This is a genomic window from Enterobacter sp. BNK-18 (assembly GCF_047456135.1).
Classification (GTDB): domain Bacteria; phylum Pseudomonadota; class Gammaproteobacteria; order Enterobacterales; family Enterobacteriaceae; genus Enterobacter; species Enterobacter ludwigii.
In genome coordinates this window covers 2,153,490-2,169,040 of the sequence record NZ_CP179899.1, presented here as the reverse complement: position 1 = coordinate 2,169,040, position 15,551 = coordinate 2,153,490, and the positions used below count along the sequence as shown (strand labels likewise).

15 protein-coding genes, 2 tRNA genes and 1 other annotated feature are annotated in these 15,551 nt (G+C 54.4%); of the genes, 10 read left to right on the top strand and 7 right to left on the bottom strand.

All coding sequences use genetic code 11. From position 1 onward, the window contains the following. Window positions 1-4: 4 nt before the first annotated feature. Window positions 5-904, bottom strand: coding sequence for an ATP phosphoribosyltransferase (gene hisG, locus ACMGG3_RS10570; protein ID WP_000886595.1), 900 nt, complete (start codon window positions 902-904; stop codon window positions 5-7). 45 nt (window positions 905-949) lie between these two features. Continuing rightward, window positions 950-1,073 (bottom strand) — a sequence feature (His leader region). Next, window positions 1,049-1,099, bottom strand: coding sequence for a his operon leader peptide (gene hisL, locus ACMGG3_RS10565; RefSeq protein WP_154298781.1), 51 nt, complete (start codon window positions 1,097-1,099; stop codon window positions 1,049-1,051). Its footprint overlaps the feature before it by 25 nt. A 174-nt stretch (window positions 1,100-1,273) precedes the next feature. On the opposite strand from hisL, the gene ACMGG3_RS10560 reads away from it, so the two are divergent. The 4 genes from ACMGG3_RS10560 to plaP all read left to right on the top strand — a co-directional run bounded on the left by ACMGG3_RS10560 (window position 1,274) and on the right by plaP (window position 4,698). Beyond that, window positions 1,274-2,098, top strand: coding sequence for an SDR family oxidoreductase (locus ACMGG3_RS10560; protein ID WP_014170788.1), 825 nt, complete (start codon window positions 1,274-1,276; stop codon window positions 2,096-2,098). A gap of 41 nt (window positions 2,099-2,139) precedes the next feature. Beyond that, window positions 2,140-3,069: a LysR substrate-binding domain-containing protein gene (locus ACMGG3_RS10555; protein ID WP_014170787.1), complete on the top strand. Its 930-nt coding sequence runs from the start codon at window positions 2,140-2,142 to the stop codon at window positions 3,067-3,069. Between the two features lie 218 nt (window positions 3,070-3,287). After that, entirely contained in the window at window positions 3,288-3,350 is a 63-nt protein-coding gene (gene yoeI / locus ACMGG3_RS10550; protein WP_099458931.1) for a membrane protein YoeI, read from the top strand. Beyond that, window positions 3,340-4,698 (top strand): putrescine/proton symporter PlaP, encoded by a 1,359-nt coding sequence (plaP, locus tag ACMGG3_RS10545; RefSeq protein ID WP_014170786.1) that lies wholly within the window; start codon window positions 3,340-3,342, stop codon window positions 4,696-4,698. Before yoeI ends, plaP begins: the two co-directional genes overlap by 11 nt. Window positions 4,699-4,755: 57 nt before the next feature. On the opposite strand, the gene sbcB is transcribed toward plaP, so the two are convergent. Further along, window positions 4,756-6,192, bottom strand: coding sequence for an exodeoxyribonuclease I (gene sbcB / locus ACMGG3_RS10540; protein ID WP_414149879.1), 1,437 nt, complete (start codon window positions 6,190-6,192; stop codon window positions 4,756-4,758). Between the two features lie 198 nt (window positions 6,193-6,390). Between sbcB and dacD the strand changes: the two genes are divergently transcribed. From dacD to ACMGG3_RS10520, 4 genes are all read left to right on the top strand, one after another. Further along, the gene (dacD, locus tag ACMGG3_RS10535; protein WP_014170783.1) at window positions 6,391-7,557 is read left to right on the top strand and encodes a serine-type D-Ala-D-Ala carboxypeptidase DacD; all 1,167 of its coding nucleotides are present in this window, start codon (window positions 6,391-6,393) and stop codon (window positions 7,555-7,557) included. A 131-nt stretch (window positions 7,558-7,688) separates the two neighbouring features. Further along, complete coding sequence (gene sbmC / locus ACMGG3_RS10530; RefSeq protein WP_032678501.1) at window positions 7,689-8,162, top strand: DNA gyrase inhibitor SbmC; 474 nt, start codon at window positions 7,689-7,691, stop codon at window positions 8,160-8,162. Between the two features lie 92 nt (window positions 8,163-8,254). Further along, window positions 8,255-9,313: an FUSC family protein gene (locus ACMGG3_RS10525; RefSeq protein WP_414149878.1), complete on the top strand. Its 1,059-nt coding sequence runs from the start codon at window positions 8,255-8,257 to the stop codon at window positions 9,311-9,313. A gap of 168 nt (window positions 9,314-9,481) precedes the next feature. Continuing rightward, window positions 9,482-9,817 (top strand): DUF496 family protein, encoded by a 336-nt coding sequence (locus ACMGG3_RS10520; protein WP_008499467.1) that lies wholly within the window; start codon window positions 9,482-9,484, stop codon window positions 9,815-9,817. A gap of 49 nt (window positions 9,818-9,866) precedes the next feature. Here ACMGG3_RS10520 and ACMGG3_RS10515 read toward each other — a convergent pair whose 3' ends face one another. Then, window positions 9,867-10,199 (bottom strand): gamma-glutamylcyclotransferase family protein, encoded by a 333-nt coding sequence (locus ACMGG3_RS10515; protein WP_279256292.1) that lies wholly within the window; start codon window positions 10,197-10,199, stop codon window positions 9,867-9,869. 53 nt (window positions 10,200-10,252) lie between these two features. Further along, a tRNA-Asn gene (locus ACMGG3_RS10510) sits at window positions 10,253-10,328 on the bottom strand. 193 nt (window positions 10,329-10,521) lie between these two features. Between ACMGG3_RS10510 and emmdR the strand changes: the two genes are divergently transcribed. Together emmdR and ACMGG3_RS10500 are read left to right on the top strand one after the other, a co-directional pair. Beyond that, the gene (gene emmdR / locus ACMGG3_RS10505) at window positions 10,522-11,997 is read left to right on the top strand and encodes a multidrug efflux MATE transporter EmmdR (protein WP_071605454.1); all 1,476 of its coding nucleotides are present in this window, start codon (window positions 10,522-10,524) and stop codon (window positions 11,995-11,997) included. Between the two features lie 80 nt (window positions 11,998-12,077). Further along, window positions 12,078-12,153: transfer RNA gene (locus ACMGG3_RS10500), tRNA-Asn, on the top strand. A 119-nt stretch (window positions 12,154-12,272) separates the two neighbouring features. Here ACMGG3_RS10500 and ACMGG3_RS10495 read toward each other — a convergent pair. Together ACMGG3_RS10495 and ACMGG3_RS10490 are read right to left on the bottom strand one after the other, a co-directional pair. Further along, complete coding sequence (locus ACMGG3_RS10495; RefSeq protein WP_414149877.1) at window positions 12,273-14,045, bottom strand: aminopeptidase P family protein; 1,773 nt, start codon at window positions 14,043-14,045, stop codon at window positions 12,273-12,275. 18 nt (window positions 14,046-14,063) lie between these two features. Beyond that, the gene (locus ACMGG3_RS10490) at window positions 14,064-15,518 is read right to left on the bottom strand and encodes an AMP nucleosidase (RefSeq protein ID WP_113656044.1); all 1,455 of its coding nucleotides are present in this window, start codon (window positions 15,516-15,518) and stop codon (window positions 14,064-14,066) included. Window positions 15,519-15,551: the final 33 nt, after the last annotated feature.

Genomic DNA, 15,551 nt, shown 5'->3' with positions numbered 1-15,551 from the left:
GTCGTTACTCCATCATCTTCTCAATTGGCAGCACCAGAATTGAGCTTGCGCCCAGCGCCTTCAGTTTTTCCATGGTCTCCCAGAACAGGGTTTCGCTACTGACCATGTGCATGGCGACGCGCTGCTGATCACCGGCCAGAGGCAGGATGGTCGGGCGCTCTGCGCCCGGCAGCAGGGCAATGACCTCATCAAGACGTTCGGTTGGCGCGTGCATCATGATGTATTTCGATTCACGGGCCTGAATCACGCCCTGAATACGGGTCAGCAGTTTGTCGATCAGCTGTTGTTTCGCATCGGCCATTTCGCCGTCGCGCTGGATAAGGCACGCTTTGGAGCGGTAAATCACTTCCACTTCGCGCAGACCGTTCGCTTCCAGCGTGGCGCCCGTAGAGACGAGGTCACAGATGGCGTCAGCCAGACCCGCGCGCGGCGCCACCTCAACAGAGCCGTTCAGCAGGCAGGATTTAAACTGCACGCCTTTCTGATCCAGGTAACGTTTTAACAGGTGAGGGTAGGAGGTGGCGATACGTTTGCCGTTCAGCGCGGCCGGGCCGTCCCAGGCTTCATCGACAGGCGTGGCCAGCGACAGGCGGCAGCCACCGAAGTCCAGACGACGCAGGGTAAAATAGCGTGGATCTTCACCCTGGGCACGGCGGGTCAGGAGCTCTTCTTCCAGCACGTTTTCACCGATGATGCCGAGGTCAACAACGCCATCCATCACAAGGCCGGGAATATCGTCATCACGCACGCGCAGAATGTCGATGGGCATATTTTCAGCCAGGGCAATCAGGCGCTGGGTGTGCAGGTTGATTTTAATCCCGCAGCGGGCGAGCAGTTCGCGTGAATCATCACTCAAACGGCCTGATTTTTGAATAGCTATGCGTAAACGTGAGTTATCTAACATTCTGTTTTCCTCGTTAACCTGTTTTAACCTGTCTGAATTTGGTCCAAAAAAAAGCCCCCGGAAGAAGATCTTCCGGGGGCTTTTTCATGCGTTCATGCACCACTGGAAGATCCAAACGTCTTCCAGCACACATCGCCTGAAAGACTAGTCAGGATGATGGTGATGATGGTGGTGTTTAAATGGAACGCGTGTCATAAAATTCTCGATGAATGCTTATTCATTTGATGTCTTTTAACCTAAACCAGTTGTATGACTGATTGCAAGGGCTTTTTTTGATCATTAATTCATTTCATATTGACGCTATGAATTGTGTGTTCTGCCGGGCTGGCGTAGCCTTAAGAAAGACGAGTAAAAGTCAGGAGAATTCGCATGAAAAAGGTCGCGATTGTCGGTTTAGGTTGGCTGGGAATGCCGCTGGCGATGTCATTGGCCGCAAAAGGCTGGCAGGTGACCGGAAGCAAAACCACGGCGGATGGGGTAGAAGCGGCGCGTATGTGCGGTATTGACGGCGTCGAGCTGCGTCTGGAACCTGAACTGGTGTGTGATGCTGACGATCTGGACACGCTGATGAACGTTGATGCGCTGGTGATTACGTTACCGGCACGGCGCAGTGGCCCGGGCGAATCATTTTATCTGCAGGCGATGCAGGAGATTGTCGACAGCGCGCTGGCGCATCACGTCCCACGCATTATTTTTACCAGCTCAACCTCGGTCTACGGCGATGTTGACGGCGTGGTGAAAGAGACCTCTGAGCGTCATCCCGTTACCGCAAGCGGTAAAGTGCTGAAAGAGCTGGAAGACTGGCTGCATCATCTTCCCGGCACCCAGGTCGATATCGTACGGCTGGCAGGTCTGGTTGGCCCCGGGCGACATCCAGGGCGCTTCTTCGCGGGAAAATCCGCGCCAGACGGACAACATGGCGTCAATCTTGTGCATCTTGATGACGTAATTGCCGCAATAGAACTACTCTTACAGGCTCCAAAAGGTGGGCACATCTATAATATATGTGCGCCTTCTCATCCAGCGCGGAGCACGTTTTACCCGCTGATGGCACGCCAGCTGGGTCTGGTTCCGCCTGTTTTTGGTGAAGCAAAGGACGAAAGTAAAGGCAAAATTGTTGATGGCAATCGCATTTGTCATGAACTGGGGTTTGAGTATCAATATCCCGATCCGCTGGTGATGCCGATGGAATAAGTTTCTCAGCGGAAACGATCGCACACCGGAAGGGGGCGAACATGAAACCGCTGCTGGATGTTCTTATTATTCTGGATGCACTGGAAAAAGAGGGGAGCTTTGCCGCTGCTTCGGCAAAGCTCTTCAAAACCCCGTCGGCGCTGAGCTATACCGTTCATAAACTGGAAAGCGATCTTAATATCCAGATCCTCGATCGCTCTGGCCACCGCGCCCGTTTTACCCGTACCGGGCAGATGCTGCTGGAGAAGGGGCGCGACGTCCTGCATACCGTTCGCGAACTGGAAAAACAGGCCGTCAAACTGCACCAGGGATGGGAGAACGAACTGGTCATCGGCGTTGATGATACTTTTCCGTTTTCTCTTCTGACGCCGCTGATTGAGGCGTTCTATCAGCACCACAGCGTAACCCGGTTAATCTTCATTAATGGCGTGCTGGGCGATTCATGGGATGCCTTAACTCAGGGCAGGGCCGATATTTTTGTCGGTGCGCTGCATGAACCGCCCCAGTTAAGCGATTTCGGTTTCGCCCGGCTGGGTGTGCTGGAGCAGGTTTTCGCCGTCGCGCCACACCATCCGCTCGCGCAGGAGCCGGAACCCCTTAACCGGCGCACGATTAAAGGCTACCGCGCCATTGTGGTCGGTGACAGCTCGCGTCCCGACTGTGCGGCCTCCACGCAGTTGCTTGATGAGCAGGAGGCGATCACGGTGTTCGACTATAAAACCAAGCTGGAGCTGCAAATCAGTGGCCTGGGGTGCGGCTATTTACCCCGCTATCTGGCGCAGCGGTTTTTAGACAGCGGTGCGCTTGTTGAAAAACAGGTGCTTGCACAAAGCAGCAATGAATCGGTGTGGGTCGGCTGGAATGAACAAACTGCGGGGCTGGCAAGTGCCTGGTGGCGGGACGAAATTTTAGCAAATAGTGCTATTGCTGCCGTTTACTCGCAAAGCAGCGTCGAGAAATCAGCCAGTTAGAAAAAAGAAAATCGCCCCGGGCGTTGCAAAGTATTGCCTTTTGTATCCGATGTGGGGCAAAATGCGCCGCTGCAACCAAATGAATAATCGACGATATAAAAGGCGTCGGTTATTTTTTTTTGCACGTATGAAACGAAACTAAAAACCAAGAGGCCGGGCTTCGTACCGGATAGATATTTACTAAAATCCGACAGTTGTTGTCGCTGAGGAATACAGAAATGGGGCAATTTTTCGCTTACGTGGCGGTTATCACCGTAAAGGAGAATAACTATGTCGCATAACGCAACTCCAAACACCTCTCGCGTGGAATTACGTAAAACCCTTACGTTAGTTCCGGTTGTTATGATGGGCCTTGCCTATATGCAGCCAATGACGCTGTTCGATACATTCGGTATCGTATCAGGCCTCACAGACGGTCATGTGCCGACGGCTTACGCCTTCGCACTGATTGCGATCCTCTTTACCGCGCTGAGCTACGGTAAACTGGTCCGTCGCTATCCGTCTGCCGGTTCCGCCTACACCTACGCCCAGAAATCCATCAGCCCGACCGTTGGCTTTATGGTGGGCTGGTCTTCGCTGCTCGACTATCTGTTCGCGCCGATGATCAACATTCTGCTGGCTAAAATTTATTTTGAAGCACTGGTGCCGTCGATCCCTTCGTGGATGTTCGTCGTGGCGCTGGTGGCCTTTATGACGGCGTTTAACCTGCGCAGCATCAAGTCCGTTGCGAACTTTAACTCCGTTATTGTTGTGCTTCAGGTCATCCTGATTGCCGTGATTCTGGGCATGGTTATCTTTGGTGTCTTCCACGGTGAAGGCGCAGGTACCCTGGCGAGCAGCAAGCCGTTCTGGTCTGGTGATGCGCATGTGATCCCGATGATTACCGGGGCAACCATTCTGTGCTTCTCCTTTACCGGTTTTGACGGCATCAGCAACCTGTCTGAAGAGACCAAGGACGCAGAGCGTGTTATCCCGCGTGCTATCTTCCTGACGGCGCTGATTGGTGGTCTGATCTTTATCTTTGCGACCTACTTCCTGCAGCTGTACTTCCCGGATATCTCTCGCTTTAAGGATCCGGATGCCTCTCAGCCAGAAATTATGCTCTACGTGGCGGGTAAAGCGTTCCAGGTTGGCGCGTTGATCTTCTCCACCATCACGGTACTGGCATCCGGCATGGCCGCGCACGCAGGCGTTGCACGTCTGATGTACGTAATGGGTCGTGACGGCGTATTCCCGAAAAGCTTCTTCGGCTACGTTCACCCAACCTGGCGTACGCCGGCGATGAACATCATCCTGGTCGGCGCTATTGCTCTGCTGGCGATTAACTTTGACCTGGTGATGGCAACTGCGCTGATTAACTTCGGTGCGCTGGTGGCGTTCACCTTTGTTAACCTGTCGGTTATTTCTCAGTTCTGGATCCGTGAAAAGCGTAATAAAACGCTGAAAGATCACTTCCAGTATCTGTTCCTGCCGATGTGTGGTGCGCTGACCGTGGGTGCGCTGTGGGTTAACCTGGAAGAGAGTTCCATGGTGCTTGGCCTGATTTGGGCGGGTATCGGCCTGGTTTACCTGGCGTGCGTCACGAAGAGCTTCCGTAACCCGGTTCCTCAGTACGAAGACGTTGCGTAAGAGCTAAGAAAAAAAACCGGAGACCATCGCCTCCGGTTTTTTTTCGCCCAAAATCTGTCAGACGATTTCCTGCGCATACTGATACAGCGCTTTTAACAGCGCCTGCTTTTCAGCATTTCCTTCATACTGGCTATACAGCATCTCCAGCTCCTGCGCGTAGCTCTGCAGAAACTCCGGTGTAAACACATGACGACGATGCTGAAGCCAGCGCGCCTGTTCGGTTTCATCCAGCGTGCCAGGATAGTTGCGCGCGCGATAATTAAACATCAGTTTTTCGATACGTGCGTCCGCGAAGGTAATATCCAGCGCGGGTAAGTTACGCGGTTCGTTTTGCAGAACAATATTCATTGCCGCACGGTCTGCGTCGCTGAAAAAGCCGTTGTACAGCTGCGCATCGACGTTGTCTGACGGAACAAAGGGTTCGGCTTCGGCAAAGATCGCCACCGCTTTCTCACGCACCTGCGGGTTTTCACGCAGCACCTTGAGGTTATCCAGGCAACGCTGACGGTTAATCCCCAGCCTGTCGGCATCCTCTGCGCGCAGAGTATTGGCCTGGGCCAGGACCGGACATTTATTGATATGGACCAGTTTGACCGGCACCGCGGGCAGATCGCCGAGTTCATCTTTTGGGGTGTAGAGCCGTTCGCGCAGCGTATCGCTGTCGAGATCGAGCAGCGGTGTAATATCACCGGCTAAATCCACCATAATCACGGCATTACGGTTATCCGGATGCCAGGCCAGCGGTGCGACCCAACTGGTATTGCCGCGCCAGGCGCCAAACATACCGGAGATATGTACCAGCGGTTTCATCTGCGGCACATCAATCAGCGTGGTGAGTTTCTGCTTGCTGCGGTGGCTCAGCAGATAGTCAAACAGCCGCGGCTGAGCGGTTTTCACCAGCTTTGCCATAGCAATGGTGGCGTAGACATCGGCCATCGCATCGTGGGCATTGCTGTGCTCAATACCGTTTGCGCGCGTCAGGTGTTCCAGTCTGAAGCTCGGCAGCCCTTCATCATTCTCAGGCCAGTTGATGCCTTCCGGGCGCAGCGCATAGCAGGCACGCATAATGTCGAGCAAATCCCAGCGCGAGTTGCGGTTCTGCCAGCTCCAGGCATAAGGATCGTAGAAGTTGCGGTAGAAGATATTGCGCGTCACTTCGTCATCGAAACGGATGTTGTTGTAACCGACCACGCAGGTATTCGGGACGGTGAAGAGGTCGTGAATGCGCCGGGCGAATGCGGCCTCGTTCACGCCTTTGTCCCGGGCTTCCTGTGGGGTGATCCCGGTGACCATTACCGCGCCGGGCTGGGGCAGGTAGTCATCGGCCGGCTTACAGTAAAAGACCTCAGGCTCGCCAATGATGTTGAATTCGTCGTCGGTACGGATGGCCGCAAACTGTGCCGGTCTGTCCAGCGCCGGGTGGGTGCCAAAGGTTTCGTAGTCGTGGAACAAAAATGTAGGGCGCGCGGCTGAATCAGACACCAGTAATACCATCCTGTTAAAAAATGACGTCTCTATGGTAAACGATCGTGCAGGTCAGTCCGAATAAAAAGCGCCATCACCGTGCAAATTTGCGAGGCCGCTTCAGCGTAAAATCTGCTTTCTGTCACATTTTTTTGCAATTAAGCCAGGTAACGACAAGAGAACTCCCGTAAAAAGGTCATCGATTTTTAATGACCTGAGGATATACCGTTGAAACGCCGTCTGTTTATTGCTGTTTCTTTACTCGCTTCGAGTGTCTCTTCTGCCTTCGCGGCCGATCCGCTGGATTTTTCGCCGCAGCCTCCGGCCATTCAGGCGGGCTCCTGGGTGCTAATGGATTACACGACTGGTCAGATCTTAACGGCGGGCAACGAACATCAACAACGTAATCCGGCGAGCCTTACCAAGCTGATGACGGGTTACGTTGTCGATCGGGCCATCGACAGCCACCGCATTACCCCGGATGACATCGTTACCGTTGGCCGCGACGCGTGGGCAAAAGGGAACCCGGTGTTTGAAGGATCGTCGCTGATGTTCCTGAAAGAGGGCGATCGCGTCTCGGTGCGCGACCTGAGCCGTGGTCTGATTGTGGATTCCGGTAACGACGCCTGCGTGGCGCTGGCGGATCACGTAGCGGGTGGTCAGCCGCAGTTTGTGAAGATGATGAACGACTATGTACAAAAGCTGAATCTGCGCGATACCCACTTTGAAACCGTCCACGGTCTGGACGCGCCGGGCCAGCACAGCTCTGCCTATGACCTGGCCGTGCTCTCCCGGGCTATCATTCACGGCGAGCCAGAGTTCTACCACATGTACAGCGAAAAGAGCCTTACCTGGAACGGGATCACCCAACAAAACCGTAACGGCCTGCTGTGGGATAAAACCATGAACGTTGATGGCCTGAAAACGGGGCACACGTCGGGAGCGGGCTTTAACCTGATTGCGTCAGCGGTTGACGGTCAGCGTCGTTTAATCGCGGTGGTGATGGGCGCTGACAGCCCGAAAGGGCGTGAGGAACAGGCCCGGAAGCTGCTGCACTGGGGGCAGCAGAACTTTGATACGGTGCAGATCCTGCATAACGGCAAAAAAGTGGGAACAGAGCGTATCTGGTACGGCGATAAAGAGCAGGTGGAACTGGGCACCGACCAGGATTTCTGGCTGGCCTTGCCTAAAACAGAAGTTCCTAACATCAAAGCCAAGTACGTGCTGGATAAAAAAGAGCTGGAAGCGCCGATTGCGGCTCATCAGCGGGTAGGGGAAATCCAGCTTTACGATCGTGACAAAGTCGTGGCGCACTGGCCGCTGGTGACGCTCGAAGCGGTGAATAAAGGCGGCCTCTTCTCCCGTCTGAGCGATTATCTGCATCACACGCTGTAACGGCCTGCGTTAAAGCTCATGAGCAGACTGGCGCGGTTGCGAGTCTGCTCACATAATAAACACTCCTCGTTTGCTGAACAGTTAAAACCTGCTTTATAGTGTATAAATATACAGTAATAAAAGGAGGCAGCATGGACTACAGCATCAAGCAGCAACAGAAACGTAAAATCGCCGGCTTTCATCTGGTCGGGCCGTGGGACAAAACGGTAAAACAGGGCTTCGAACAGTTAGTCATGTGGGTGGATGGACGTCACATTCAGCCGCTGGAGTGGGTTGCGGTTTACTACGATAATCCGGACGAGGTCCCGGCAGAAAAATTGCGCTGTGACACGGCCGTAACGGTACCGGACGATTTTGTCATTCCTGAAAACAGCGAAGGCGTCATGATGACGGAAATCGCCGCTGGAGAGTATGCGGTGGCGACGGCGCGCGTTGAAAACCATGACTTCGCGACCCCATGGAACCAGTTCTTTAATTCCCTCTTGCAGGACAACAGCTACCAGATGGCCCCTAAACCCTGCTTTGAGCGCTACCTTAATGATGGTAACGCGGACGGTTACTGGGACATCGAAATGTATATTGGTGTAGAGCACAAAGCCGGTTAAGCCTGGTTATTACAGGGTTTTTCAGCCGGGTGTGATCCGCCCGGCTGAAAACACAGTACAATTGTGATTTGCCCTGTAGCTGGAGAGCGGGTGTGCGTCCCGACAAATCATTAACCCCTTTTGAAATTCGTCTGTACAAACACTACCGCGTGGTACATGGGTGCCGTATCGCGCTGGCCTTTGTGTTGACGTTTGTGCTGGTTCGTTTGCTGGATGTTCCTGAGGGAACATGGCCGCTTATCACGCTGGTGGTCGTGATGGGGCCTATTTCGTTCTGGGGGAACGTTGTTCCACGCGCCTTCGAGCGCATTGGCGGTACCGTTTTAGGCTCTGCCCTGGGGCTTATCGCGCTGAAGCTTGAGCTTATCTCGTTTCCGGTTATGTTGATCTGGTGCGGTGCCGCGATGTTCCTTTGCGGCTGGCTGGCTTTAGGCAAAAGGCCCTATCAGGCGCTGCTGATTGGTATCACGCTGTCGGTGGTGGTCGGTGCACCGGCAGGAGATATGACGACCGCCCTGTGGCGAAGCGGGGACGTGATCCTCGGCTCACTGCTGGCTATGCTCTTTACCGGCATCTGGCCACAGCGTGCTTTTCTGCACTGGCGTATTCAGATGGCTAACTATGTCACCGCGTTCAACCGTGTCTATCAGGCCGGATTTTCCCCTAACCTGGTTGAACGTCCCCGGCTGGAAAAACATCTGCAAACGATCCTCAACGATGTGGTCAGGATGCGCGGGCTGATTACCCCGGCCAGCAAAGAAACCCATATCCAGAAATCCATTTTTGAAGCCATTCAGACGGTAAGCCGCAATCTGGTATGCATGCTTGAGCTGCAAATCAACGCGCACTGGGCTTCTCGTCCCAGTCACCTTTTAATGCTCAACGCCCATACCTTAAAAGAGACGCAGCAGATGACGCAGCAAACGCTGCTCACCATCGCCCACGCGCTTTATGAAGGTAACCCGCAGCCCATCCTGGCGAACAGTGAACGTCTGAATGAGATCGTTGCGGAGCTGAAGCAGTTAATGAATGAGCGTCAGAGCGATAAAGTTGCGGAAACGCCTATTCATGGTTATGTCTGGCTGAGCATGGAGCTGGCGCGGCAGCTGGAGCTACTGTCGCATCTCATTTGCCGGGCGCTGCGCAAATAAAGAGCAGCTATCTCCATATGTGACGCCTGCTGCTTCGATTCAGCATCAATTGGGGTTATGATAGCTTTAAACGATATACTCATTGTCATTCGCAGCCGCTGTCAGTAAGGTTATTGTTACAACGGTTGCTTTAACGAATCCGAATCTCACATTATCAGGGGTGTAAAAATGGAAACTACCAAGCCTTCGTTCCAGGATGTTCTGGAATTCGTCCGCCTGTTCCGCCGCAAAAACAAACTGCAGCGTGAAATCCAGGACGTTGAGAAGAAGATCCGTGACAACCAGAAACGTGTCCTGCTGCTCGATAACCTGAGCGACTACATCAAGCCAGGCATGAGCGTTGAGGCTATTCAGGGCATCATCGCCAGCATGAAGAGCGACTACGAAGACCGCGTTGATGACTACATCATCAAAAACGCTGAGCTGTCTAAAGAACGCCGTGATATCTCCAAGAAACTGAAAGTAATGGGCGAAATCAAAAACGGTGAAGCCAAAAGCGAGTAATCGCCGATGAATACAAAAAAGGCTCTCTGGTGACAGAGAGCCTTTTTTATTACGCAGTACGCGGCTGTAGCTGATAAATCCAGGCGTTGACCTGTTTTCCATCCGGCGTGGTCACATTGACCTCAACCCGATCGTAGCCGTCTTCAAATTCGTCCAGCATTGGCCAGTGTGCACTCAGGCTATCAGAGATAAACAGAAAGCCCTCCACGCATGGGCCGTCCGGGTGCAGCACTATTCCCGGAAAATCTGCCGCCGCGCCCCAGCCATGTTCGTAAAACGTCCCGGTGACAAAACCGGCCTGCCATTCGCCACCGATGTTTTCAAGAATATGTGCATTCGCGTGACCCGGACGTAGCGTGCCGTAGACAAACAGAGCGTTCATTTTCCCTCATCAGCAAAGCAAAAAGCCTGCTATAAAAGCAGGCTTTTTAAATTTGGCTCCTCTGACTGGACTCGAACCAGTGACATACGGATTAACAGTCCGCCGTTCTACCGACTGAACTACAGAGGAATCGTTGTGGAGGCTTATCTTAGCGGCGAAAAAAGTTTTGTCAAACCTGATCTTAGCGATTAGCGATCGATTGATGATTCTGTCGACAGTTTGTTGTAAATCCACACATCTTTTTATGGAAAATACTTTGCAGGTTTAGCATTTCTCCCCCATCATTTGAAATGGAGTTTCAACTTTCTCGTTAAGGTCCATTTTGAACGTCACTGCCCCCCTACGCCAGGCGATTATGCGCACGCCATGGTATGCAAAGCGTAAAAGCTATCGTGTTCTGTTCTGGCGTGAAATCACCCCCCTTGCCGTGCCTATTTTCCTGGAAAACACCTGCGTTCTGTTGATGGGGGTGCTGAGTACCTTCCTGGTCAGCTGGCTGGGTAAAGAGGCGATGGCCGGTGTCGGGCTGGCGGACAGCTTTAACATGGTGGTTATTTCTTTTTTTGCCGCCATTGACCTCGGGACGACGGTTGTCGTCGCCTTTAGCCTCGGTAAGCTCGATCCTAAACGTGCGCGCGAGGCTGCCCGACAGTCGCTGATGATCATGACCATTTTCTCGATCGTGCTGGCGGCGGTGATCCACTATTTCGGCAGGGAAATTATCGATTTTGTCGCCGGTGAGGCCACAAATGAAGTTAAAGACCTGGCGCTGACCTACCTGGAAATGACGGTCCTGAGTTATCCGGCTGCAGCCATCGCGCTGATTGGCAGCGGCGCGCTGCGCGGGGCGGGCAACACCAAAATTCCGTTGCTGATAAACGGCGGGATGAACATCCTGAATATCATTATTAGCAGCGTGCTGATCTACGGCGTCTTCTCCTGGGACGGGCTCGGGTTCGTGGGTGCCGGGCTGGGGTTAACGATTTCACGTTATATCGGTGCGGCCGCCATTCTTGGGGTGCTGATGGCGGGGATCACGCCGTCACTGCGCCTTACGCTGAAGAGCTATTTCCGCCCCTTTAACTTCGCCATTATCTGGGAAGTGATGGGAATTGGTATTCCCGCCAGTATTGAATCCGTGTTGTTTAACGGGGGCAAGCTGCTAACGCAAATGTTTGTCGCCGGGATGGGGACTGACGTTATCGCCGGTAACTTTATTGCCTTCTCCATCGCCTCCCTGATAAACCTACCGGGCAACGCCCTCGGTTCGGCGTCGACCATCATTACCGGTAAACGGCTGGGGAAAGGGCAGATAGGGCAGGCGGAACGGCAGTTGCGGCACGTCTTCTGGCTGTCAACCATTGGCCTGACGCTGATCGCCTGGGGAAGCGCCCCCTTTGCCGGGCTTATGGCCTCTTTTTATACCCACGAAGATGATGTCAAAGAGGTCGTTAAGATCCTGATCTGGCTGAATGCGGCCTTTATGCCCATCTGGGCGGCTTCATGGGTTCTGCCTGCCGGGCTGAAAGGGGCACGCGATGCACGCTTCGCGATGTGGGTGTCGATGCTCGGCATGTGGGGTTGCCGCGTGGTGGTGGGTTACACGCTCGGGGTCATGCTTGGCATGGGGGTAGTCGGCGTCTGGCTGGGGATGTTCCTTGACTGGGCGGTGCGTGGGGCGTTGTTCTACTGGCGTATGGTCAGTGGGCGCTGGCTCTGGAAATACCCGCGAATAAAACAGGAACCGACGACCACAGAATCTACAGAATGCCTGACAAATGCGCGAAGTGGAGAATAATTCGGCAAACAGTCAGAAATATGCATTCTGCCTTTGACATCATCGGGGAGCATCGATAATATGCGCCCCGTTCACACGATTCCTCTGTAGTTCAGTCGGTAGAACGGCGGACTGTTAATCCGTATGTCACTGGTTCGAGTCCAGTCAGAGGAGCCAAATTTAAAAAGCCTGCTTTTATAGCAGGCTTTTTGCTTTTCTGCGTTCTGAAAAAGTCCGATGCGACGGGCTTACAGCCGGGTCAGGCGAAACCGCCGCCCGGCATCCACCTGATATTTCTAGTGGTTAACCCCAACCGGCATCGTCGCCTCAAGCAACCATTGCCGCGCGTCGCTGTCGACCAACGGTAACAGGGCATCACGCACCTGCTGATGATACTCATCCAGCCACTGTTTTTCCTGTTCGTTCAACAGCTGTAACTCGACCTGGCTCAGGTCGATCGGGATCAGCGTCAGTGAGGAAAACGTGCAGAATCCCGGACGGCTTTCGACAATCTCCACCTGGTTTTCAATGCGGATCCCATGGCTGTCCGCCAGATAATATCCAGGCTCGATAGTCATGATGGTGCCGGCCACCAGGGGCCACGGGTTAACCTTTTTGGCGAGACGATGCGGGTTCTCATGGATAAGCAACTGATGTCCTACGCCATGCCCTGTCCCGTGATCGTAATCCAGCCCCATTTCCCACAACGGGCGACGCGCGAAGGCATCAAGCTGATGGCCCTGGCTGCCGGAGGGGAACGGTAAGGTTATCAACGACAGGAACCCTCTCAGTACGGCGGTGTAGTGCAACTTCTGCTGTGGCGGCACGCTACCCCATGCCAGCGTACGCGTGGCGTCAGTGGTGCCGTTATGGTACTGACCGCCGGAATCATTAAGGTAAAAATGATGATGACCGATGGGCTTATTGCTGGCTTCGCTTGAGTGATAGTGGCACATCGCCGCATTACTGGAGGAGGCGGAGATGGTGGCAAAACTTTGCTCAATAAATCCAGGCTGCTGTTTACGGAACGCAAGCTGCTGCGCCTGCGCTTCCAGCTCCGTCAGCGGTTTTCCCGCCGCCTCACGTAGGGGGACTTCACGGCTTAGCCAGGCCAGGAAATTCACCCAGGCAGCACCGTCCTGGTGATGACACTCGCGATACCCGGCAAGTTCGACCGGGTTTTTAGTGGCTTTCATCAGAGTGATGGGATCGGTTCGCCAGACTATTTCGCCCTCTGGCTCAATGGCAAAGCGCAGGGCGACCGGCGCGGAATCGGCATCTACCATCACCCGCTTACCTTGTGACAGGCGCTGGCAGCGTTCGATAAAGGCATCCTGTGGCGCAATCCTGAACGCGTTTCTCACGCTCTCGGGTAGCTCGCTGAGCTTATTGTCGTTAACAAACCACTCCACGCTACCGTCACGGTCAAGAAGGGCAAAGGAGAGGGGAACAGGACTGGATGGGATGTCGGCGCCACGCACGTTCAACAGCCAGGCGATGTTATCCGGCAGAGTCACGGCCAGATAATCGGCATCGTGTGCGACCAGCACGGCGGCAACGCGCTGGCGTTTGGCGAGGCTGCTTTCGCCACTGACCTCCACCGGCATTTCTCGAATACGTCCCGCCGGCGCGGCAGGGCGATCGTGCCATAAGGTATCAAACGGCGACTGACTGAGCGGAACCAGTTCACAGGGTGTTGCAGACAGCTGCCCGAACTCCGTATTGGTCATCAGCAGTGCTTCAAACCCAATACGCATGCCAGACCCGACGTTGGCTGTGAGCCATTCGGCCAGCGGTTCATTGTGCAGATGGTGGATTTCAATTTCATCCATATTGACCTGAAGGCGAGCCTGAACCTGATAGCGGCCATCGACAAACAGCAGCGCTGTGTTTTTCAGTATCAGCGCCAGACCTGCGGAGCCATCAAAGCCCGTCAGCCAGGCCAGCTTTTCATCGTACGGCGCGCAGTACTCACTCTGCCAGGCATCCGCGCGCGGCACGATCATGCCATCAAGATTGTTTTCCTGTAGCCATCGGCGCAGGGCCGATAAGCGCGATGGGGTGTGCATGGTTATTCCTTGTTCTGGTTAGCGGAATGGCGGCTCGTTGAAGGTACGTAATTTACGGGAATGCAGCCTGTCACCTTCCGCACGCAGCAAATCAATGGCGCGAATGCCGATTTGCAGATGTTCGGAGATTGCCCCTTCATAGAAACGGTTGGCCTGACCCGGAAGCTTAATTTCGCCGTGCAGCGGTTTGTCGGAAACGCACAGCAGCGTGCCGTAAGGGACGCGGAAGCGATATCCCTGTGCGGCGATGGTGGCGCTTTCCATATCAATCGCGACGGCACGGCTGAGGTTGAAACGCAGCGCGGAGGCGGAGTAACGCAGCTCCCAGTTGCGGTCATCCGTCGTCACTACCGTACCGGTACGCAGACGCTGTTTAACCTCTTCACCCGGCATACCGCTCACCTCTTTGGTGGCGTCATACAGCGCACGCTGCACTTCGGCGATGCTCGGGATAGGAATATCCGGTGGAAGCACAGCGTCAAGCACATGGTCATCACGCAGATAGGCGTGGGCCAGCACGTAGTCGCCAATCAGTTGGCTTTCACGCAGGCCACCGCAGTGTCCAATCATCAGCCACACGTCCGGACGCAATACCGCCAGATGGTCGCAGATGGTTTTGGCATTTGACGGACCAACCCCGATGTTAATTAAGGTGATCCCCTGGCCGTCAGCGGTGATCAGGTGCCAGGCAGGCATCTGGTGTTTTTTCCACGCCAGGTCGGAGATGGCCTGCTCGGGTGCCTCGGTTTCCGCGGTGATCCAGATCCCGCCGGCGCAGGACAGCGCGATGTAAGGGCTCTCCGGGTCGAGGATCTGGCTACAGCCCCAACGGACAAACTCGTCGACATAGCGGGTGTAGTTGGTAAACAGTACAAAGGGCTGGAAATGGTCGACGGGCGTCCCGGTATAGTGGCGCAGGCGCGCCAGAGAGAAATCCACGCGGCGGGCATCAAAGTGCGACAGCGGTGAAAATTCTGCCGGGTGGTAGATACCATCCGCCGTCTCATCGCCAATCTGCGACAGCTCGGTGGTCGGGAAATGGCGCGTCAGCCCCGCGCTCATGGAGCGGTCAAGGGTTAATGCCGAACCGTCAATCACATACGGATACGGGATCTCATGCTGTGAAGGTGCAACGGCAATGTGCGCACCGTAATCCTGATACAACAGCGTGAGTTGCTCTTCAAGATAAGGGCGGAACAGTGCAGGGCGGGTGACGGTGGTGCTGTAGCAGCCGGAGTGGGTAAAGCGTGCGTAGGCGCGCGTTTTCGGCGTGTTAGTCGCGCTGCCGTCCCAGGTGACGGAAAGCGATGGATAAACAAAAAGGCCCTTACTTCTGGCCTTTTCGTCGGGGAGTTTCCCTGTTTCAATATACTCACTGATGGCGCTGCGCAGCGCGTTGACGGACTGTTCATACAGTGCATCGAGTTTTTCCAGTGCCTGAGCCGGGGTCAGGCTGGAGCCCTTATTATTCATCTCTGTCTCCTTGTTCCACAGGTGTGCGACTCT